Raw genomic sequence first — 19300 nt, 5'->3', positions numbered from 1 at the left:
CGTGAACAGCACGACCATCCAAGACCGAACGTAAGCACCCAGACGCGCTGGGCAATGCGGAACTGACGGAAAAATTCATTCATGGCGGAATCCTTTTTGATTGCCGCGAGGCGACCATTCGCCCGACCACGGCCGGCTGGCCGGCACAGTCATAAGGCATCGTTCCATTTCATAAGGTGTGACGCTGACCGGCGTCTGGCGTGGCCGGCTGGAATCGCAGGGTCGGAGGCCGGCTATTGCGCCAGCCAACCGCCGTCGACGTTCCAGGCGGCCCCGCGCACCTGTTTAGCCGCATCGCTGCAGAGAAACAGCACCAGCTCGCCCAATTGCTCAGGCGTCACGAAATCCAGCGAGGGCTGTTTTTCCATCAACAAATCCCGTGTCGCTCGCGTCGGGTCGCCATGAACCTGCGCCTTGCTGTCGATCTGCTGTTGCACCAGAGGCGTCAGCACCCAGCCGGGACAGAGCGCATTGCAGGTAATGCCGGTGGTGGCGGTTTCCAAAGCAACGGTCTTGGTCAGCCCAATCACACCGTGTTTGGCGGCTACATAGGCGGCTTTCTGCGCCGAAGCGACCAGCCCATGCACCGAAGAGACATTGATGATTCGTCCCCAGTTGCGCTGTCGCATGCCCGGTAACGCCAGCCGCATGGTGTGAAACACCGAGGACAGATTGATCGCGATGATGCTGTTCCACCGCTCCACCGGAAAGTCTTCGACAGGCGCTACGTGTTGGATGCCGGCATTGTTGACCAGTACGTCCAACGCGCCGAATTCACGCTCGACCTGGCTAATCATGTCAGCGATCTGCTCAGCACTGGACACGTCGGCCGGATGATGCAGAACGCGCGTACCGTACGCCGCCACCTGGGCAACGGCGGCATCCACGTCGCCGAAGCCGTTGAGCATGATGTTCGCCCCCGCCTCGGCCAGCTTGCAGGCGATGCCCAGACCGATACCGCTGGTAGAACCGGTGACGAGGGCGGCTTTGCCTTTGAGAATCATGGCTGGCTCCGATTGCGACAGGTGGCGGTCGAGGGGGCGCTGCCAAAAGCGGCGAGCTGACTGTCAGCATAGCGGTTGCTACGGAAGGCGCTGGTTGCGGCAACAGTAAAGCGGGACGGCACAAAACCAGATGTTGGCGCGCCGGATAGCTCGAGAAGGGAATTCATCTGCGATTTTCCTTATTGTTCTTGTTATCTCGCTCGGCTAGCCCTATCGGGCCCGAGGCATCTGATTAATGCATCAGAAACAAGCGAGACCCTGAAGCTAGAGCGAAAGCCATGCCAGACCGGAATGCAAAGCAGCAGAAAGATTGGCAGACCATCACAAACCACGCACAGCAAGGCTGTTCAAGCACAGCCGGCTGCTAGGCGGACAGGGCCTGCCTGGAGGTAGCATGTCCAGCATCCTGTACATGCTCGCCATGCAATACACATCATGATGGCGCATGTCCTATTAGCTGGACTGCGCGCCTCGCCGCATCGACTGCTCCCCCTTGCAAACCGGTAGCTTGGAAAGAGAGCTTGTGCAGGTCACTTCCAGCCACGTCTAAATGGCGGTGAGGAAATATAGGCGATGGGTTTTACCCAGCCTGCGGTGCACGACGGATCGTTATCTGACGAATGCCGGCCTGGTAATCTCGCCGGGCTGGTTGCTATCACAGCACACCAGCAGGACTTGCCGAGAGCTGGACGCTCCACTTCCCGTTCGGACGCGGCTTCAGTCCATCGTCAGTAGATATTCGGTCAGCGTCCGGCCGCATGCTTCTATCCCATCGTTGGTAATCAGCTCGTAACCATGGGTATTTTCCGTCGGGATTGCCAGACAGCCGGCTCGCGCCGACGATCCCGAGCCAAGCACCGCGCTGGCATCAGACGCAAACCCTGGCATCAGGGCTGGCTGCGGTGCATAGCCGCAGCGCTCCGCCGCGCTGATTAGGTCGTCAGCGACCGACCTCGAATACAAGCCCTTCTCATCCCCGGTAAGAATGATCGGATCGGCGCATAGCCGCGTGGCGTATTCGTCAGCAATCGGACCGACTTCCAGAGCGACCGATATGGCTCCGGGTAGCGTGCGTGCGGCATATTGCGCGCCCGAATTGGTTTCCTCTTCGTTTGTCGTCATCACAAAATAGACGTCCCGCTTGAGCTCGCCCTTACGTGCAGCCAGCTGCTCGGCACTGCGCAGGGCCGCAACCACAGGCGCCCGGTCATCAAGGAAATGCGCGGCAATCGCATCGTGGACCCGGAACGGACGCCGCCAATGCTGGCTCAGAACCACGCGGCTTCCGGGCCTGACACCCATTTGCGTCAGATCCGCCTTGCTGCGTCGAGTGATGACATGCACATCGGACCACTGCACGTTGCCACTGAGAATATGAGTCGATTGAGGCGACTCGGACGTGCCATGCATCGTCCCGAAAGACAGTACGCCGGGCAGAATTTTCGACTCGCCCATGATGTCTACCGGGCACATGCCGAAGTTGACTGGAAATGCGCCGCCAAGCGCGACGACGTGAAGCCGGCCGTCTTCGGCGATACGCTTTACCAGCATGGCGATTTCGTCCTGGTGAGCCATCACCCGTATCGCCTCACTCTGTGCGGCTTCGCGAGATACGCCCGGCGCACGGATCAACCCGATGAGGTTGTTGGCCGGGTCGAGCCAGACCTCGTCACAGCTCGACTCCAGTTCTCTACGACAAATCGTCCGCACTTCCTCTTCCTGACCACCCGGCCCGCGAGCAATCAGAAGTTCTTCAAGCAGGGCAAAATCCGCCTCAATCGACATGTGGTCTCCATTAGTTATCTCTCCATCGCTGTGACATCAAGCGGCCGGGAGCGTGCCACGTGCATATCTGAAGGCGGTGATCGTCGATCTACAGCTAGGTGTGACTCGCTTTTATTACCGCGAGCAGGCGAAGATTCGCTGGTCTATGTTAGTAAGACATCGATGCCAGAGCCCTGGCGCCAGAGAGGACGAGACAAGCCATGACTGACGACACTGGAAAGTTGGTACTGCGGGTATCGGTAGGTGTGCTGATGCTGTTGCACGGCATCTTCAAGTTGCAAAACGGGGTCGGTGGGATTGCGGGAATGCTGGGCGGACACGGACTGCCTGCGTTTCTCGCGTACGGCGTGTATCTGGGCGAGGTGGTCGGGCCTTTATTGGTGATCATCGGCCTGTTTACACGCGTGGGTGCAGTGCTGATGGTCGGCAACATGCTGGTCGCCTTCGCCCTGGCACATATGTCGGAGCTATTCTCGCTCGGCAAGATGGGCGGCTGGGCGCTGGAGCTGCAGGGGATGTTCCTCTTCGGTGCCATCACCATTGCCCTGCTCGGCGCCGGTAGGTTCAGCGCGGGTGGGATCAACGGGCGATACAACTAGCACCACAGCGCCGGTTGCCAGTAAGGCCGGACAGCGATCCGCACAAGCCCGGAACCCACGGCCGTGCGGACCGTTACCAGTCACGGGATCAGCTTGCGCGCTCGCAGGCTGGCGAACACATCGAAAAAGGCTTGATCGCTGGCCTGGTAATCGAGAAATCCAAGCCGGCGGCTCTTCGACATATCGGTCACCACCTCGATCGGACGCCCGAGGTCTGCGTCGGTATGCCAGGGCGATATGAGCTGGCTGATGTCTGTCTCGGCGAGCCCGAAGCGTTCAGCCATCTCCTGCCAGACGCCGGCATCCGTCGCCATCTGCTGCTCCAGGGGCGCCGGTTTGCCTTCAAAAGATACCGCTTCGATTCCGAACCACTCGGCGATGCGTTGCCACATCCAGCTCCAGCGAAACACATCCCCGTTGACCACGTTGAACGCCTCATTGGCTGCTGCCGGCGTCGTTGATGCCCAGTGCAGATGCTTGGCGAGCTGACGCGCATCGGTCATGTCGGTAAGGCTGTTCCACTGCACCTCGGAACCGGGGAAACGGAACGGCCGACCAGTGAAGCGGCAGATCGATGCATAGACTGCGAGGGTCGTCGCCATGTTCATGGCATTGCCCACCGCGACGCCGGTGATCGTGTGCGGCCGATGCACGCTCCAGTTGAAGCCGTCACGCGCTGCAGCAGCGAAAAGCTCGTCTTCCTGGGCATAGTAGAAGTTCTCGACATTCAGACGTCCCTGTTCTTCGCGAAACGGCGTCTGCGGCAGAGCGCCCTTGCCGTACGCCTCGAATGGTCCGAGGTAATGCTTGAGCCCGGTCACCAACGCCACATGGCGCACTGTCGACGACGAGCGAACGGCTTCCAGAACGTTGCGGATCATCTGTGCGTTGACGCGAATGTTCTCCGCTTCGCTGGATTGGCGCGCCCAGGTGGTGAGGTAGACATGGGTCGGCGCCAGGCCGCTCAACGCGGCGCCGAGTGCTGACGGCTCCAGCAGATCTGCGCTAATCTGCGTCACGCCCGCTTCGGCGAGCGGTCGGCGCGCAAGCCCCGCCACTGGCCATTTTTCATCGGCAAGCAGGCGCGCAACTGCACTCCCTACGATTCCACTCGCCCCGACTACCAGCGCATGATTTGCCATGGTTCGTGCCTCCAACTAAGAACAGGTGGGGCACCTTAACTGCCGCAAAACCGCTATCCAAGTCGGCACCAAAAGGTGACCACCCCCATGCAGCCTGGCTCTGACGAAGAACAATGGCGCGAAGATTGCGCACCAAGACGTGTGCTCGAACTCTTCGCGACCAAATGGACCAGCATGATTCTGCACACGTTGCATGCCCGGCATGGCGGACTCGCCCGCACCGGTGTGCTGCACCGAAGCTTGCCAGGCATCTCGAAGAAAATGCTGATCCAGACCCTGCGCGAGCTGGAGGCAAGCGGGCTGGTAGAACGCCATGTTCACGACACAGTACCGCCCGCTGTCGACTACGGCCTATCGCCGCTGGGCAAACTTATGGTCCAGCCGATCGAGCTGATCTACGAATGGGCTCGAGTCAATGCAGCAGCCCTCGACAGCCTCCAACCCAGGCGAACCTCCCGACGCCGCTGAGCATGCCGAGGCCAGAACCAACTGTCCGCGGGCGCACCACCCGCCGAATGGCCTGGGCAACGCCGGCCACGCATCGCTATGATCTGAGCCCATGACATCCTCCGCCCCGATCCGCCAACCCTGCCCGCCCGGCGCCTGCGTCTGCGGGCGTGAAGAACTGCTGGAAGCCCCTGACAGCGATTTGCGCATCCTGCGCCTGACCCGCCAGGAGGAGAACCGGTTGCTGGATCGGCTGGAGAACCTGGCGAGCCTGGCCGACCTGGAGCGCATGCAGCAACGGATCCTTGAGCAGCTCGGCATTCGCCTAGAAATCGCACCGGGCTTCAACGAAGTACGCAGCATGCGCGGCATCCGCATTGATATCGCAGAGCTGCCCGGCCTATGCCGCAAGACCCGCCAATCGATCCCCGCCGCGATTCGACGAGGGCTGGAGAAGCGGCCTGAGATCGCCTACAGCCTGCTCAACGCCCACGACCTGTTTCGTGATATCTGAAGTTCGCCGGCAATGACCGCCCCGTTGTGCATATCGGGCAATAGCGCTCGCTGGCACCTTCTGCGATAGTTGCCCGAGTCAGCCGCACTGCGGTTGATACGCCGCTCACCCACAAGGTTTTCGGCGGTCGTGACGCATTGCGAGCCATGCTGCACCTACCATCCGCAGCCTGCAGCGTCCTTTCGCGCTACCCGCGCGTCCTGATGGCCGATCCGCCATCACCACAGCCGTCGCTGTTCGTCAGCGCCTGGCCGTTCGCCAATAAAACCAAGACTGATCCGAACAAGGACGCCTCATGAAACTGACCCGCTGCTTTACCGCGCTGGCCGCCGCCGCAGCCTTATCTGCCACCTTTGCCGCCTCAGCCCGCGAATACTCCGTCTCCACCGTGCTTTCCGACGCCTTCCCCTGGGGTCAGGCTGCGCAGAAGTGGGCTGATCTGGTCGAAGAGCGCTCCAACGGCGAAATCACCCTGCGTGTTTATCCCAATGCGCAACTGGTCGCTGGAGACCAGACCAAGGAATTCTCAGCTATGCGCTCCGGCTTGATCGACATGGCTGTCGGCTCGACCATCAACTGGTCGCCGCAGGTGCCGGAGCTGAACCTGTTCTCCCTGCCCTTCCTCATGGCCGACAACGCGGACCTCGACGCCATCACCCAAGGCGAAGCCGGCAAGCTCGCTTTCGCCGCCATCGAAAATCGCGGCATCGTCCCGCTGGCCTGGGGTGAGAACGGCTTTCGCGAAATATCCAACTCGGTGAAGCCCGTGAAGGCCCCGGCGGACCTAGCTGGCTTGAAAATCCGCGTAGTCGGCTCGCCACTGTTCCAGGACACCTTCAGCGCCTTGGGCGCCAACCCCACCCAGATGAGCTGGGCCGATGCCAAACCGGCGCTGACCACCGGTGCGGTGGATGGCCAGGAGAACCCCCTGTCGGTGTTCGATGTGGCGCGTGTCGATCAGGTCGGCCAGAAGTACCTGACGCTCTGGCACTACATGGCCGACCCGCTGATCTTCGCCGTCAACCAGCGCGTGTGGAAGCAGCTGCCTGAGGCCGACCGCGAGCTGCTGCGCCAGGCTGCGATCGACGCCGGCAAGTGGGAGATCGAGTTGTCACGCAGCGGCGAAGCCAAGCGTCTGGAAGACATCCGCGCGCGTGGAGTCGAGGTAACCGAGCTGAGCGATGCAGAGCATCAGGCTTTCGCCGAGGCGACCCGTAGCGTGCATGAAACGTGGGCGCCAAAGATCGGCGCTGAACTGGTCGAAGCAGCCCGCGCAGCGATCGCAGAGTAAAACCGTTTTACCCGGCGGTGCGACGCCGCCGGGATTCGAGGAATTCCATGAACAATCGACAGGACGCGCGCCTTGAGCGCGTGCTGGCTACCCTGGCGCTGGTGATCATCAGCCTGATCAGCCTGGCCAATGTGGTGGTGCGCTATTTCACCGACGCCTCTTTTGCATTCACCGAAGAGTTTTCGGTCTTTCTTCTGGTCATCCTGACCTTCGCCGGCGCCTCGGTGGCGATGCGCAGCAACCGGCATATACGCATCGGCTTCGCCGAGCGGCTATTCCCGCAGCTGCGCGTGCCGCTGATTCTTCTGCAGTGGCTGGCCAGTGTGCTGGTGCTGGGCCTGGTGGTCTGGTTTGGCGGGCAATTCGCGCTGGAAGAATATCAATGGGAATCGCAGTCACCCGGCCTCGGGCTGCCGAACTGGTGGTACGTGGTCTGGTTGCCGCTGCTTGCGCTGATGATGATCGTGCGGCTAACCCAGATGACCCTGGATCGTCTGCGCGGGAGGCTTACCGATGAGCCCTGATTTGTGGATGCTCGCCAGCTTTCTGCTGTTGCTGCTGATCGGCGTGCCGGTGGCGTTTTCCCTGGCCCTGTCCGGCGCTATCGGCATTCTCGCCGGCCTCTCGCCGGATATGCTCGCGACCCTCGGCACCAACACCTACAACGGCGTCGCTAAATACCCGTTGATTGCCATTCCGTTGTTCATCCTTACCGGCCTCGTTTTCGAGAAATCCGGCGTGGCGCTACGCCTGGTGCGCTTTGCCCAGGCGCTGATCGGACCGCGCCATGGTGGCCTGGCGATGGTTGCGATTCTGGTCTGCCTGATCATGGGCGGCATGAGTGGCTCAGGCCCGGCGGATGCCGCCGCAGTGGCAATGGTGATGCTGCCGAGCATGACCCGCGCCGGTTACCCGAAGCCGTTTTCAGCGACGTTGATTGCCGCTTCGGCATCGACCGCCATCCTGATTCCTCCATCCATCGCGCTGATCCTCTACTCGATCGTCGTGCCGGGCGTGGATTTGCGTGCGCTGTTTGCCGCAGGGCTGTTCCCGGGAATCATCGCCGGCCTGGTCCTGTTGCTACCGGCCTGGCTGTTGGCCCGCCGTTACGGCTGGGAAAACCCGGAAGGTGCCGAACGACCTCCTTTGGCAGAAAGCTTTCGCCAGGCATTACCGGCGCTTTTCGCACCAGTGCTCATCCTCGGTGGCCTGCGCAGCGGCCTGTTCACTCCGACCGAAGCCGCCGTGGCGGGCGTCACATATGGCGTGGTGATCGGCCTGTTCGTCACACGTGAGCTGGATTGGCGCAATCTCTGGAAGCTTTGCGGTGAAGCTGCAGTGATCTCAGGCGTGGTGATGCTGATCATTGCCCTGGCTGGCATCTTCGCCTGGGCCGGTACCATGCTCGGCACCTTCCGCCACTTGGCCGAGTGGCTGATCTCGCTGTCAGACAACGGCACGGTGCTGCTGATTCTGGTGATGATCGCTGTGCTGCTGGCCGGCATGCTGCTCGACGCGATTTCCATCTACCTGATCCTGATGCCCATCCTGATTCCGGTGATGCAGCACTTCGGCTGGAACCCGGTATGGTTCGGCATTCTGCTGGCGATGAACATCGCCATCGGCCAGTTCACCCCACCGGTCGCGATCAATCTGATGGTCACCACCGAGGTCGCCAAGATCCGCCTGGAACAGACGGTCGGCTGGGCCCTGCTGTTCGTGTTGGTGATGGGTAGTGCGCTGGTGCTGGTCGCGATCTTCCCGGAAATCGCGCTGTGGCTGCCGCGGGTGCTGGGTTACGAGGTCTGAAGGTAGTGCGCAGGGCGGTCCCTGGCTGCCCTGCGTGCGGCTTTTCAGAAGCAGCAAACAAAACAAGCGAGACAGCCACGTGCGCAGCAGCTATGCCTCGTTTGCTAGTGCGTAGCGCGTCCAGCCGCTCGCTTCGCCCAGGTAAACCAGCCCCTTTGGGGCTGCGCTATCTATACCCGTGCTGAGCCATGACCATTTGCACCAGGCAGTGGTCTATGACCGCAACAGAACCAAAACCCCGATTCCCTGGAGGAAAGATGGTCGAACGACTCTTCGTTTATGGAACCTTGGGACCGGGCCGGCCGAATGAGCACGTGCTTGGCGACATCGGCGGCTCCTGGGAAGCCGCGAGCGTGACCGGAACGCTCCGAGAAGAAGGCTGGGGTGCGGCCATGGGTTATCCGGGGATCGTGCTGGACAAACATGGCGACGTGATTCGGGGATTTCTGTTCACTTCGGAGAAGCTTGCCGATCACTGGGCCACGCTGGACGAATTCGAAGGCGAAGCTTACGCACGCGTATTGACCGAAGTAAGGCTCGACGGCAATCGAACAGCCGACGCCTATATCTACACGTTGAAAACGAATTAGTGCTCGCCTCTCTTGCTCGCTTCGCCGGCCGGCTTTTCCAGTAATCAAGCATCATCGATAAACGACCTGTAGGAGCGAGCTTGCTCGCGAATGGCCGCTATCGAAACGCTTCGCGAGCAAGCTCGCTCCTACGACAGCCTCCGATGCGAAGTTCTCCGCAGGTTCGCCCAGCCGGTGAAGCGCTCGGACCTGAACACCCACTTGGGGAGATCCTCAGCAGGCTGACAAGACCGGAACCCAATCCTTTCGCCCGGTCACGGCGACAGCTGGGCTCGATCGATCACAGACGCATGCTGTGCCATCAGTTCAGCGACCCAATCGATGAACACACGCAGCTTGGCGCTGACATGCCGATTTGGCGGAAAGGCAACGTACATCGGCATTGGGTCGAGCCGCCAGTTCTCGAACAGTGGCACCAATTCGCCGCGCGCCACATGGTCTTTAGACATGTAGTCAGGCAGCCAAAGCACGCCCAGCCCTGCCAGACCGGCTGCAAGATAAGCGTTGCCGTCATCTACGGAAAGTACGTAACGACCAAGTACGCTGACGCGCTCGCCGTTGCAGTGCATGGCATAGGGAAAGACCTTCCCGGTGCGCGCCCACAAAAAGCCGACGATGCGGTGATGCGTGTCCTCCAGATCTCGGGGATGTGACGGCATGCCGGCACGCTCAAGGTAGCTCGGCGCCGCGTACACCCCAAGTTGGAGATCACCTATGTGGCGAGCCATCAGCGACAGATCGGTGAGCTCGCCCCCGCGCACGACGCAGTCCACGTTTTCATCGATCAGATCCACCATGCGATCGCTCACACCCAAGTCCAACTGAATCTCGGGGTACTTCGCATGAAAGGCCGGCAGTGCTGGTATCAGAATCATGCGCGCGAACGGGCTGGGCACATCCACTCTGAGGCGACCCCTGGGCGCTGCCGAGGCGTTGGACAGACTGGTTTCAGCATCGTCCAGATCCGCCAGCAACCGCAGCACCCGTTCGTAATAGGCGGCGCCATCTGCCGTGACGTTGACCTTGCGCGTCGTGCGGTTGAGAAGCCTGACGCGAAGCCGCGCCTCCAGTTGCTGCACCATCTGCGTCACGCTGGTTTTGCTCAGGTGCAGTGTGTCGGCGGCTTTAGTGAAGCTGCCGGTTTCAACCACACGGGCGAATGCCTGCATCGCGGCAAAGCGGTCCATTTAGTCACCGAGTGTTGGGATTGTTTGGGATTCAAGAACAGTGCTGATCAGACTTGCGAGTTTATCCGTCCAGCGGGCGGCTCTACAGTCTCTTCGTCAACTACTTCCACTCGATATCAACAGACAGAAGAGGCATCCATGAACACACGTGACGTCGTTTTCCCAGCCGGGCGCCAGGCGCTTTATGAGCGTAACCATTACTCGCCCGCCGTTCGATCCAACGGAATGCTATTCGTGTCCGGACAAGTGGGTAGTCGCGACGACGGATCGCCGGAGCCTGACCTCGAAGCACAGGTCAGGCTGGCCTTCAAAAATCTCAACGCTGTTCTCGAAGCCGCCAATTGCACGTTTGATGATGTCGTCGACGTGACCATTTTCATCGTCGACCCCCAAACGCATTTCGAGAAGATCTGGAGTGTTGTCGTGCCGGAATACTGGGGAAGCGCGCCTCATCCTACTGTGACCGCTGTAGGCGTGACCTGGCTTTACGGGTTCCAGTTCGAGATCAAGGTGATCGCGAAACTGCCCGCCCCCTCTGCCGGTTGATCGACCTGCCTCAGTGCGTAAAAAAGCCGCCACCGATAACCGGTGGCGGCTTGTCTTGTGTCGCGCCTTAGCTGTTGAGCACGCCGTCGACCAGCGCCTTGGCTTCTTCCTGGATGCGCTTGAGGTGCGCGTCGCCCTCGAAGCTTTCGGCGTAGATCTTGTAGACGTCTTCGGTGCCCGACGGGCGTGCGGCGAACCAGCCGTTGTCGGTCACGACCTTGAGCCCGCCGATGGCCGCGCCGTTGCCTGGGGCTTCGGTGAGAATCTGAGTGATCGGCTGACCGGCCAGTTCGCCCGCCGTGACCTGAGAGGCCGACAGCTTGCCGAGTTTGGCTTTCTGTTCACGATTGGCCGGGGCGTCGATGCGCTGGTACACCGGAGCGCCGAAGCGCTCGGTCAGCGCCTGGTAGCGTTCGCCTGGGTCCTTGCCGGTCACGGCGGTGATCTCGGCGGCCAGCAAGCCGAGAATCAGGCCGTCCTTGTCGGTCGACCAGGCGCCACCCTGCTTGCGAAGGAAAGACGCACCTGCCGATTCCTCTCCGCCGAAGCCCAGACTGCCATCCATCAAGCCATCAACGAACCACTTGAAGCCCACCGGCACTTCCACCACCTGGCGGTCGATGCCCTTGGCGACGCGGTCGATCATCGACGACGAAACCAGCGTCTTGCCGATACCCGCCCCAGCGCTCCATTCGGGGCGGTGGGTAAACAGGTATTCGATGGCGACGGCCAGGTAGTGGTTGGGATTGAGCAGTCCGACCGAGCGCGCGACGATGCCGTGGCGGTCATGGTCTGTGTCGCAGGCGAAGGACACGTCGAAGCGGTCCTTGTTTTCGATCAAACCGGCCATGGCGTGCGGTGAGCTACAGTCCATGCGGATCTTGCCGTCCCAGTCCAGACGCATGAAGCGGAAGGTTGGGTCGACTCGGGTGGAGAGCACTTCGAGCGGCAGGCCATAGCGTTCGGCGATGCGCGTCCAGTAATGCACGCCGGCGCCGCCGAGCGGATCGACGCCGAATTTCAGGCCGGAATTGCGGATCGCTTCGAGGTCGATCACCTGATCCAGGCCGCCCACGTAGCTTTCGATGAAATCGAAACGCTGGGTCGTCGGCGCCTTGAGCGCTTGCGCGTAATCCATTCGCTGCACGCCCTTGAGCCCGGCGACCAGCAGCGCGTTGGCGCGTTCCTGAATCCATTTGGTTACGCCGGTATCGGCCGGGCCGCCATTGGTGGGGTTGTACTTGAAGCCGCCATCGGCCGGCGGATTGTGCGATGGGGTGATGACGATGCCATCGGCCAAGCCGCTGCTGCGGCCGGCGTTGTATTCGAGGATGGCGTTGGAGATCGCCGGCGTCGGGGTGTATCCGGGCTCACCATTGGTTTCGCTGCAGCCGGCGTCTATGCGCGTCTCGACCCCGTTGGCCGCCAGCACTTCCAGTGCGGAAACGAACGCCGGTTCAGACAGCGCATGGGTGTCCATACCGACGAAGATCGGACCGTCGATGCTCTGCTCGCGGCGGTAGTCGCAGATTGCCTGAGTGGTAGCAAGGATGTGCCATTCGTTGAAGCTGTTCTTCAGCGAGGAGCCGCGATGACCAGAAGTGCCGAAGGAGACCTGTTGCGCCGGATCCGAGGGATCGGGGCGCTCGCTGTAATAGCGCGAAATCAGGCGCGGAATATTGGTCAGCATGTGTTCTTCGGGTAGGCGTCCTGCGTTGAGGTCGAGACTCATCAGTCGTTCCTTTGGGAATGAAAACGTGGCCGAGCAATAGGCCGCATGGGAGCAATCAAGGCATCGGTCGATGCATTTATCTACGCGCTAAGACCATTCGTGCAGGGGCTTTGGTTCCCCATACCGCGCGCGGAATGTTCTGGCTGAATCGGACGCGCAAGATAGCGCCAATCTTCACCGCGCCGAAGCCCGCTTCCTTTCAGGCCAGCAAGCTTACCCAGGCCGAAACGAGCAACAACAGCGCCATGCCCTGATTGAAGCGCCGTAACGCGCGCCCCGAACGCAGAACTCGTGCGGCACCCCGGCCGAGCATGGCCCATGCGACCAGGCAAGGCACAGCGACAAGAAAGAAGATCAGTGCGTAAACGCCGTATTGAGCCGAGCCGGCATCCGCTCCGGTAAAGACGCTGATGACCGCGAGCGCCATCATCCAGGTCTTCGGGTTGACCAGCTGCAACGCGGCGCCACCGCAGGCGCCCATGCGTTTGCTGTTGGGATCCGTTGCGAGCCCGGTCGCCGGACTGCGGAACAGCTGCCAGGCCAACACGCTGATCCACGCCACACCGAGCCAGGCCATGCCCTGCTGCACCAGGGGATAACGCAGCAACACCCCTCCCAATCCCCATCCAACCAGTAGCACGATCATCGCGGCCCCGGCACAGGCACCCAGCACAATGGGCATCGCGGCGCGCAATCCATAAAGAGTGCTGTTGCTGAGAACCAGAATATTGGTCGGCCCAGGCGTAATCGATGCCACGAAAGCAAACAGAACGAAGGGCAGGAACTGGCTCATCGCGCCAACTCCCAACGAGCTGGGAGTTTGGAAAGGATCGAAAGCATGGGCAGAAACTCCAAGTGGGTGTGTCTGCCATGTTCCGCCGGGGCGCGTCAGCGGTCTGGAAGGTTTGAGCAGCGCTTGCGATACACCGCCGGGCTCAAACCATAGGCACGACGGAACCAGCGGCCGAGATGGCTTTGATCGGCGAAACCCAGCTGCACCGCGACGCTCGCCGGGGCCAGACCCTGGCGCAACAACTTGCGCGCCAGACTGAGTCGCAGCTGCACCAGGTAGGCATGCGGCGCCAGACCGAATGCCGCCTTGAACGCTCTGGACAGCCGGAAGCGATCCACCTCGGTGATCTGCGCCAGGTCATCCAGACCGACATCCTGATCCAAGTGAGCATGCAAAAACTCCCGCGCCCTGATCGCCACCGCAGGCAACCGCGGGTTCAGCTCCGTCTTCTGCCGCCAGTGAACGTGGCTAGACAGTTTTTCCAATAGCGCATCCAGCGCCGCATGCCGGACGATTCGCAGATCAGAGCCGTGCAATGCCTGGAATGCTCGGGCGATGTGATTGACCAAATCCGGCTCACTCGCCAAGGTTTCGGCGAAGCTTGGTAGGCAATGCTCAGGCGCCTCCTCGAATAGCGCCCCTAGCTGCCTTTCGAGCCATTGCGGCTGCAGATAGAGCATCGAATAGGTAAACCCGTCAGGCGCTGGAGCATGACCGTCATGAATCTCACCCGGCTCCAGCAAGAACGCCTGCCCCGCCGTGCTGCTATGCAACACCTTGCGGCAGTGGAACTGCTGTACGCCCTGTTCCGTAAAGCCGACGAGGTAGCTGTCATGCCAATGCGGATCGTAGGCATGACCTTCGAAATGGGCACGAATGGTCTCGATGCCCATTTCGGCATCCAGCTTCAAATCGACCCAGCTGTTGGCACCCATGGTTGGCTCTTCAATAACGAATGACTACAGGCGAAGGCCTGCGAACCTGCATTCTGTTAGGAGATGGACGGCCGTCATAGAAGATTTGTGCAACTACCGCCCACATTAGGATTGACGGTCGGCCTGGCAGAACGAGTTTGGGACCGGTAAATCGCATCGTTGCGCTGGGCCAAGCGTCAACGGTTCGGAGAGTGCCGGTCGTGAATGACCGGCGTCTGATCCGCTGCGTTTCAGACCGCTTTGGCAGCCGCCGCGAGCCCGGCTGGCCGTTGTTCGCGGAAGGCGAACAGGAAGGTCAGGAAAACGCCCAGCGCGAATACTGCCGGGAAAATCCAGATGCTCTGCCAGTCGTGGCCTTCCGTGCTTGCGAAATGATCGGTGACCTTTCCGGCGATCCAGAAACCAATGAGCATGCCGACGCCATAGGTCGCTAGCGTGATCAACCCTTGTGCTGAGCCCTTGTATGTCTCTCCGGCTTTGGCGTCGGTATAGATCTGTCCGGAAACGAAGAAGAAGTCATAGCAGATCCCGTGCAAGGCGATACCGGTGACCAGCATGAAGAGCAGATCGCCATTATTACCGTAGGCGAACAACGCATAGCGCAACGTCCAGGCAAGCATCCCCAGCAGCAGGGTCTTCTTGATGCCGAAGCGCTGGATGAATAGTGGCAGTAGCAGCATGAACAGCACTTCGGAAATCTGCCCCAGGGTCATCTTGCCGGTCGGGTTGTCCACACCGATCTCCGCGAGGAACGGATTGGCGTTCTGGTAGTAGAAAGCAAGCGGAATGCAGATCAGCACCGAGGCGAGGAAAAAGATCGCGAAGCTGCGATCCTTCAGCAGCTTGAGTGCATCCAGACCCAGCGCTTCCTTGAGCCCGCCCTGCTCGCGCCGGGCCAGCGGCGGCGTGCTCGGCAGGCTGAAGCTGTACAACCCGAGCAACGCCGAGGCGATGGCGCACATCAGGAAGGTGTTGCGTAGCGCACCGGCAGCGATGGCTTGCTGAGAATCCCAGCCGAACAGAAAACTGATCACCAGCCCGGCGATGATCCAGCCCACCGTGCCCCAGACCCGGATCTTCGAGAATTCCTGAGCGGGGTCACGCATCTGCCGGAAAGCCACGGCATTCACCAGGGCCAAGGTGGGCATGTAAACGATCATGTAACCCAGCACGAACGGGTAGAACGCACTGAAGTCGCTGGCCCGATAAAGCTGAAACAACAGCACCGCACCGACCAGATGGAGGATGGCGAGTAGGCGCTCGGCATTGAAGTAACGATCGGCGATCAGCCCGATCACGAACGGCGCCAGGATCGCGCCCCAGGATTGAGTCGAGAACGCCATGCCAATCTGGCCGCCAGTGGCGCTCAGGTTGTTGGCCAGGAAGGTGCCGAGGGTGACGAACCAGCCTCCCCAGATGAAGAACTGCAGAAACATCATCAGGCTCAGCCGTGCATTGAGTGTGCTCATGGTCTTGTCCTTGTTGTAGTGCACGTCGTGTCAGTTAAATTCGCCTTAATCGAGGCCCAACAGCCGGCGGTTTTTCGAGGCGCTGCTCGCAACGCCAGCGAAATCGTCGAAAGCTCGCGTGGCGCGGTTGATCAGCTGCTGTCGAATGAAAGGAGCGCCTTCCTCGGCCCCCTGCGCGGCGTTCTTTAAGCAGCATTCCCATTCGAGAACTGCCCAGCCCTCGTAGCCGTACTGCGTAAGCTTGCTGAATATCTGCTTGAAATCGATCTGGCCGTCGCCCAGCGAGCGGAAGCGCCCGGGACGATCGATCCAGCCCTGATAACCGCCGTAGACTCCGGAACGGGCGTCCGGGCGGAATTCGGCGTCCTTGACGTGAAACATGCCAATGCGTTCGTGATAGCGGTCGATAAAGCCGAGGTAATCCAGTTGCTGCAGCAGCAGATGGCTCGGGTCGTAGAGAATCTTCGCGCGCGGATGGTGGTCGACCGCGCCGAGGAAGCGCTCGAAGGAGGCGCCGTCGTGCAAGTCCTCGCCCGGATGAATCTCGAAGCACAGGTCGACCCCGGCTTCCCCGAACGCATCGAGGATCGGCCGCCAGCGCCGCGCCAGTTCGGCGAAGCCCTCCTCCACCAGACCGCTTGGCCGCTGTGGCCAGGGATACATGTAGGGCCATAACAGCGCACCGGAAAATGTTGCATGGGCGGTCAGGCCCAAACGGCGACTGGCCTTGGCTGCGAGGTGCAATTGATCGATGGCCCACTCGGTACGGGCCTTTGGCTTGCCACGCAATTCCACCGGGGCGAAGTCGTCGAACAGGCCGTCGAACGCCGGGTGCACCGCCACTAGCTGGCCCTGCAGATGGGTCGACAGCTCGCTGATCTCCACGCCTGCTTCTGCGCAAATTCCCTTGAGCTCGTCGCAGTAGGTCTGGCTTTCGGCGGCGCGTTTCAGGTCCAGGCATTGCGTTCCGAGCGTTGGAAGCTGAACCCCGCAATAGCCGAGCGAAGCCGCCCAACGCGCAAGGTTTTGAAGGTTGTCGAATGGCGCTTCCGGCCCGAGGAACTGCGCCAGGAAAATGGCCGGGCCGCGAATGCCGCTGGGTGTCTTGGGTTGCTGCATTTTGAGTTCCTATCGTTCGGTAGCGGCGAAGGTCATCCACTTGGCATCGCTGTGATGGCTGGCGATGACCGTCTCGATGAAGGCCATGCCACGCAGGCCGGCATCAATACCCGGAACTGCGGGCGCGCACTCCAGGCGGATGGAGGTGGCAAAGTCGGTATAGAGATTGGCCATCGCTTCGAGATACCCCTCGGGATGCCCCGCAGGCAGGCGCAGACGCCGAAGCGCGTCGTCGCACAGCCAACGCTGATCGACACCGGCACGCAGCACTCGCAGCGTTTCGCCGAGCGGGCGATGAACCAGGCTGTTCGGCTCTTCCTGGCGCCATTCCAGGCCGCCGCGCTCGCCATACAGGCGCAACGTCAGGGCGTTCTCTTCGCCGGAACAGACTTGACTGGCGATGAGAACGCCGCTCGCGCCGCCATCGGTCTGGAACAGCACGGCACCGTCATCGTCGAGCTGCCGTCCCGCGACATGCACGCCAAGATCCGCGCACAGTCGCTCGAAGCGCTGGCCGCTGACGAACTCGGCGAGGTTGAACGCGTGAATACCGATGTCGCCCATGCAGCCACTCGGTCCCGCTTGAGCCGGCTCACCGCGCCAGGTCGCCTGCTTGTTGCCTTGCCCTGCCTGGTCCTCGCTCAGCCAACCCTGCGGATACTCGACGAAGATCTTGCGCAAGCGACCGAGCGCGCCGCCCTGCACCATATGCCGCGCCTGCCAGACCATCGGATAGCCCTGGTAGGTATGCGCCAGTCCATACAGCCGGCCGCCGTCGGCCTGGATCGCAGCAAGCTGCTGCATATCCACCAGCGACAGCGCTGCCGGCTTTTCGGAAAACACATGGAATCCAGCCCGCAGAGCCGCCGCGGCGATGGGGGCATGCAAATGATTGGGCGTGACGATGACGAGTAATTCCATGCGCTGATCCGCCGGCCGCTCTTGCTCGCTGGCCAGCAGCGCCTCCCAGGACTCGTAGCAACGGTCCGGATCAAGGTGCAGTGCCGCACCACTTCGCCTGTTGTTTTCGGGATCACGGCTAAAGGCGCCGCAGACCAGCTCGATATGGCCGTCGAGGCGCATCGCCTGCCGATGCACCTGGCCGATGAACGCCCCTTCACCGCCACCCACCATGCCCACCCGAACCTTAGACCGACCGGTTGAATCCATGCTTTTGCTCCAGCTTTCCAGATTTGATCACTTCTCATGTAACCGGTTACATTGATTCAGAAGTTAGCACCGAAAGCCTTACTGTCAAGTCGGATGCGCTGCGTTACGCTAGGCACCGCTGACCGGCAGGGTTAGCGTCGATCATCGAGGAGTTATGCCGAACATTCGCAAGGTGGCCGAGCTGGCCGGGGTTTCCGTCGCCACCGTCTCGCGCACATTGAAGACGCCCGAAAAGGTATCGCCGCAGACCCGCGACCGCGTACACACGGCGGTCGAACAGGCCGGCTATCGCCCAAACCTGATGGCCGTGCAGTTCCGCTCGCGCAAGACGCGCAACCTCGTCGTGCTGGTCCCGGCCATCGCCAATGTGTTTTTTGCGCGGGTCATCAGCGGTATTCAGGAAGCCGCGCAGGCCTTCGATTACCGCGTGCTGCTGTGCAATACCTTGGGCCGTGAAGAAGTCGAGATCGCCTACGCCGAGCTGGTTCACGCCCACCAGGCCGACGGCGTGATCCAGCTGCGCGCGTTCAACCCCTTCGCTGAAACCTGTCTCCACGGCAATGCGCTACCGCCGATGGTCAACGCCTGCGAAGTGCTCGACATTCCACCCTGCCCGACCGTTCGACTGGATAACCGCGCCGCGGCCCGCGCAATGACAGAACATCTGCTTGCGCTGGGTCATCGCCGCATCGGCCTGATCAAGGGACCGCAAGGCAGCCCCCTGACTCGAGAACGTATCGCCGGATATGAGGATGCGTTGAATGAAGCCGGCATAGCCCTCGACCCAGAGCTGTTACGCCGCGGCAATTTCACCTTGCAGGCCGGTTACGACGCCGCCGGGCAGCTGCTCGACAACCCGGATCGCCCGACCGCGATCTTCTGCGAAAACGATGAAATGGCGATCGGTGCGATGCAGCGTATCCGCCAGTCCGGGCTGCGCGTCCCGCAGGACGTGTCGGTCGCCGGTTTCGATGACATTCCCTTCGCGGCTTTCAGCGACCCGCCGCTGACAACCATCGCCCAGCCCGCCGAGGCGTTCGGACGACACGCAGTCGAGATGCTCGTAGCGCAATTCGAACAGCGTGCCCTTAAGACGCCTCACCTGATCTTGCCTTACAACCTGATCGTGCGCGGCAGCACCGCCGCCGCTGCCAAGTAGCGCTGAACG

At 61.2% G+C, this 19300-nt stretch carries 19 protein-coding genes; 9 read left to right on the top strand and 10 right to left on the bottom strand.

From position 1 onward, the window contains the following. Window positions 1–233: 233 nt before the first annotated feature. Window positions 234–1004 carry a 3-hydroxybutyrate dehydrogenase gene (locus NAV33_RS00240; protein ID WP_255975705.1) on the bottom strand — a complete coding sequence of 257 codons (771 nt, stop codon included), beginning with the start codon at window positions 1002–1004 and terminating at the stop codon, window positions 234–236. Window positions 1005–1721: 717 nt separating this feature from the next. Beyond that, window positions 1722–2789 carry a M28 family peptidase gene (locus NAV33_RS00235; protein WP_255975703.1) on the bottom strand — a complete coding sequence of 356 codons (1068 nt, stop codon included), beginning with the start codon at window positions 2787–2789 and terminating at the stop codon, window positions 1722–1724. Window positions 2790–2989: 200 nt separating this feature from the next. Here NAV33_RS00235 and NAV33_RS00230 point away from each other — a divergent pair, with 200 nt between their 5' ends. Beyond that, complete coding sequence (locus NAV33_RS00230) at window positions 2990–3388, top strand: DoxX family protein (RefSeq protein WP_255975701.1); 399 nt, start codon at window positions 2990–2992, stop codon at window positions 3386–3388. An 80-nt stretch (window positions 3389–3468) separates the two neighbouring features. Here NAV33_RS00230 and NAV33_RS00225 read toward each other — a convergent pair whose 3' ends face one another. After that, the gene (locus tag NAV33_RS00225; protein WP_255975699.1) at window positions 3469–4530 is read right to left on the bottom strand and encodes an SDR family oxidoreductase; all 1062 of its coding nucleotides are present in this window, start codon (window positions 4528–4530) and stop codon (window positions 3469–3471) included. A gap of 87 nt (window positions 4531–4617) precedes the next feature. Between NAV33_RS00225 and NAV33_RS00220 the strand changes: the two genes are divergently transcribed. The 6 genes from NAV33_RS00220 to NAV33_RS00195 all read left to right on the top strand — a co-directional run bounded on the left by NAV33_RS00220 (window position 4618) and on the right by NAV33_RS00195 (window position 9181). Continuing rightward, window positions 4618–4998 carry a winged helix-turn-helix transcriptional regulator gene (locus NAV33_RS00220; RefSeq protein WP_255975697.1) on the top strand — a complete coding sequence of 127 codons (381 nt, stop codon included), beginning with the start codon at window positions 4618–4620 and terminating at the stop codon, window positions 4996–4998. Window positions 4999–5089: 91 nt separating this feature from the next. After that, window positions 5090–5491, top strand: coding sequence for a hypothetical protein (locus NAV33_RS00215; RefSeq protein ID WP_255975695.1), 402 nt, complete (start codon window positions 5090–5092; stop codon window positions 5489–5491). 295 nt (window positions 5492–5786) lie between these two features. Then, complete coding sequence (locus tag NAV33_RS00210) at window positions 5787–6782, top strand: DctP family TRAP transporter solute-binding subunit (protein ID WP_255975693.1); 996 nt, start codon at window positions 5787–5789, stop codon at window positions 6780–6782. Window positions 6783–6829: 47 nt separating this feature from the next. Next, window positions 6830–7306: a TRAP transporter small permease gene (locus tag NAV33_RS00205; protein WP_255975691.1), complete on the top strand. Its 477-nt coding sequence runs from the start codon at window positions 6830–6832 to the stop codon at window positions 7304–7306. Beyond that, window positions 7296–8591, top strand: a complete 1296-nt coding sequence (locus NAV33_RS00200; protein ID WP_255975689.1) for a TRAP transporter large permease — start codon at window positions 7296–7298, stop codon at window positions 8589–8591. Before NAV33_RS00205 ends, NAV33_RS00200 begins: the two co-directional genes overlap by 11 nt. Window positions 8592–8848: 257 nt before the next feature. After that, a complete protein-coding gene (locus NAV33_RS00195) occupies window positions 8849–9181 on the top strand; it encodes a gamma-glutamylcyclotransferase family protein (RefSeq protein WP_255975687.1) in 333 nt (110 codons plus the stop codon). A gap of 254 nt (window positions 9182–9435) precedes the next feature. On the opposite strand, the gene NAV33_RS00190 is transcribed toward NAV33_RS00195, so the two are convergent. Then, window positions 9436–10368, bottom strand: a complete 933-nt coding sequence (locus NAV33_RS00190; protein WP_255975685.1) for a LysR family transcriptional regulator — start codon at window positions 10366–10368, stop codon at window positions 9436–9438. 138 nt (window positions 10369–10506) lie between these two features. On the opposite strand from NAV33_RS00190, the gene NAV33_RS00185 reads away from it, so the two are divergent. After that, window positions 10507–10914 carry a RidA family protein gene (locus NAV33_RS00185; protein ID WP_255975684.1) on the top strand — a complete coding sequence of 136 codons (408 nt, stop codon included), beginning with the start codon at window positions 10507–10509 and terminating at the stop codon, window positions 10912–10914. A 67-nt stretch (window positions 10915–10981) separates the two neighbouring features. On the opposite strand, the gene pgm is transcribed toward NAV33_RS00185, so the two are convergent. The 6 genes from pgm to NAV33_RS00155 all read right to left on the bottom strand — a co-directional run bounded on the left by pgm (window position 10982) and on the right by NAV33_RS00155 (window position 18132). Next, window positions 10982–12646, bottom strand: coding sequence for a phosphoglucomutase (alpha-D-glucose-1,6-bisphosphate-dependent) (gene pgm / locus NAV33_RS00180; RefSeq protein WP_255975682.1), 1665 nt, complete (start codon window positions 12644–12646; stop codon window positions 10982–10984). Between the two features lie 199 nt (window positions 12647–12845). Next, window positions 12846–13439: a LysE family translocator gene (locus NAV33_RS00175; RefSeq protein WP_255975679.1), complete on the bottom strand. Its 594-nt coding sequence runs from the start codon at window positions 13437–13439 to the stop codon at window positions 12846–12848. A 95-nt stretch (window positions 13440–13534) separates the two neighbouring features. Beyond that, window positions 13535–14374: an AraC family transcriptional regulator gene (locus tag NAV33_RS00170; protein ID WP_255975677.1), complete on the bottom strand. Its 840-nt coding sequence runs from the start codon at window positions 14372–14374 to the stop codon at window positions 13535–13537. Window positions 14375–14604: 230 nt separating this feature from the next. After that, complete coding sequence (locus NAV33_RS00165; protein ID WP_255975674.1) at window positions 14605–15843, bottom strand: nucleoside permease; 1239 nt, start codon at window positions 15841–15843, stop codon at window positions 14605–14607. Between the two features lie 45 nt (window positions 15844–15888). Further along, window positions 15889–16962, bottom strand: a complete 1074-nt coding sequence (locus tag NAV33_RS00160) for a sugar phosphate isomerase/epimerase family protein (RefSeq protein WP_255975672.1) — start codon at window positions 16960–16962, stop codon at window positions 15889–15891. 9 nt (window positions 16963–16971) lie between these two features. Further along, complete coding sequence (locus NAV33_RS00155; RefSeq protein WP_255975670.1) at window positions 16972–18132, bottom strand: Gfo/Idh/MocA family protein; 1161 nt, start codon at window positions 18130–18132, stop codon at window positions 16972–16974. 154 nt (window positions 18133–18286) lie between these two features. Here NAV33_RS00155 and NAV33_RS00150 point away from each other — a divergent pair, with 154 nt between their 5' ends. Further along, a complete protein-coding gene (locus NAV33_RS00150; protein WP_255975668.1) occupies window positions 18287–19291 on the top strand; it encodes a LacI family DNA-binding transcriptional regulator in 1005 nt (334 codons plus the stop codon). The last annotated feature ends 9 nt before the right edge of the window (window positions 19292–19300 follow it).

The sequence above is a fragment of the Stutzerimonas stutzeri genome (genome assembly GCF_024448715.1).
Taxonomy (GTDB): Bacteria; Pseudomonadota; Gammaproteobacteria; order Pseudomonadales; family Pseudomonadaceae; genus Stutzerimonas; species Stutzerimonas stutzeri_AR.
The sequence above is the reverse complement of the archived record's forward strand: the minus strand, read 5'-3'. Positions and strand labels throughout refer to the sequence as shown.

Bases quoted from the DNA above. Each gene is read 5' to 3' on its own strand.
- NAV33_RS00190 (WP_255975685.1), bottom strand. From the start codon at position 10,368: ATGGACCGCTTTGCCGCGATGCAGGCATTCGCCCGTGTGGTTGAAACC.
- NAV33_RS00185 (WP_255975684.1), top strand. From the start codon at position 10,507: ATGAACACACGTGACGTCGTTTTCCCAGCCGGGCGCCAGGCGCTTTAT.
- NAV33_RS00210 (WP_255975693.1), top strand. From the start codon at position 5,787: ATGAAACTGACCCGCTGCTTTACCGCGCTGGCCGCCGCCGCAGCCTTA.
- NAV33_RS00155 (WP_255975670.1), bottom strand. From the start codon at position 18,132: ATGGATTCAACCGGTCGGTCTAAGGTTCGGGTGGGCATGGTGGGTGGC.
- NAV33_RS00175 (WP_255975679.1), bottom strand. From the start codon at position 13,439: ATGAGCCAGTTCCTGCCCTTCGTTCTGTTTGCTTTCGTGGCATCGATT.
- NAV33_RS00200 (WP_255975689.1), top strand. From the start codon at position 7,296: ATGAGCCCTGATTTGTGGATGCTCGCCAGCTTTCTGCTGTTGCTGCTG.
- NAV33_RS00150 (WP_255975668.1), top strand. From the start codon at position 18,287: ATGCCGAACATTCGCAAGGTGGCCGAGCTGGCCGGGGTTTCCGTCGCC.
- NAV33_RS00165 (WP_255975674.1), bottom strand. From the start codon at position 15,843: ATGAGCACACTCAATGCACGGCTGAGCCTGATGATGTTTCTGCAGTTC.
- NAV33_RS00225 (WP_255975699.1), bottom strand. From the start codon at position 4,530: ATGGCAAATCATGCGCTGGTAGTCGGGGCGAGTGGAATCGTAGGGAGT.
- NAV33_RS00195 (WP_255975687.1), top strand. From the start codon at position 8,849: ATGGTCGAACGACTCTTCGTTTATGGAACCTTGGGACCGGGCCGGCCG.
- pgm (WP_255975682.1), bottom strand. From the start codon at position 12,646: ATGAGTCTCGACCTCAACGCAGGACGCCTACCCGAAGAACACATGCTG.
- NAV33_RS00220 (WP_255975697.1), top strand. From the start codon at position 4,618: ATGCAGCCTGGCTCTGACGAAGAACAATGGCGCGAAGATTGCGCACCA.
- NAV33_RS00230 (WP_255975701.1), top strand. From the start codon at position 2,990: ATGACTGACGACACTGGAAAGTTGGTACTGCGGGTATCGGTAGGTGTG.
- NAV33_RS00170 (WP_255975677.1), bottom strand. From the start codon at position 14,374: ATGGGTGCCAACAGCTGGGTCGATTTGAAGCTGGATGCCGAAATGGGC.
- NAV33_RS00160 (WP_255975672.1), bottom strand. From the start codon at position 16,962: ATGCAGCAACCCAAGACACCCAGCGGCATTCGCGGCCCGGCCATTTTC.
- NAV33_RS00215 (WP_255975695.1), top strand. From the start codon at position 5,090: ATGACATCCTCCGCCCCGATCCGCCAACCCTGCCCGCCCGGCGCCTGC.
- NAV33_RS00240 (WP_255975705.1), bottom strand. From the start codon at position 1,004: ATGATTCTCAAAGGCAAAGCCGCCCTCGTCACCGGTTCTACCAGCGGT.
- NAV33_RS00205 (WP_255975691.1), top strand. From the start codon at position 6,830: ATGAACAATCGACAGGACGCGCGCCTTGAGCGCGTGCTGGCTACCCTG.
- NAV33_RS00235 (WP_255975703.1), bottom strand. From the start codon at position 2,789: ATGTCGATTGAGGCGGATTTTGCCCTGCTTGAAGAACTTCTGATTGCT.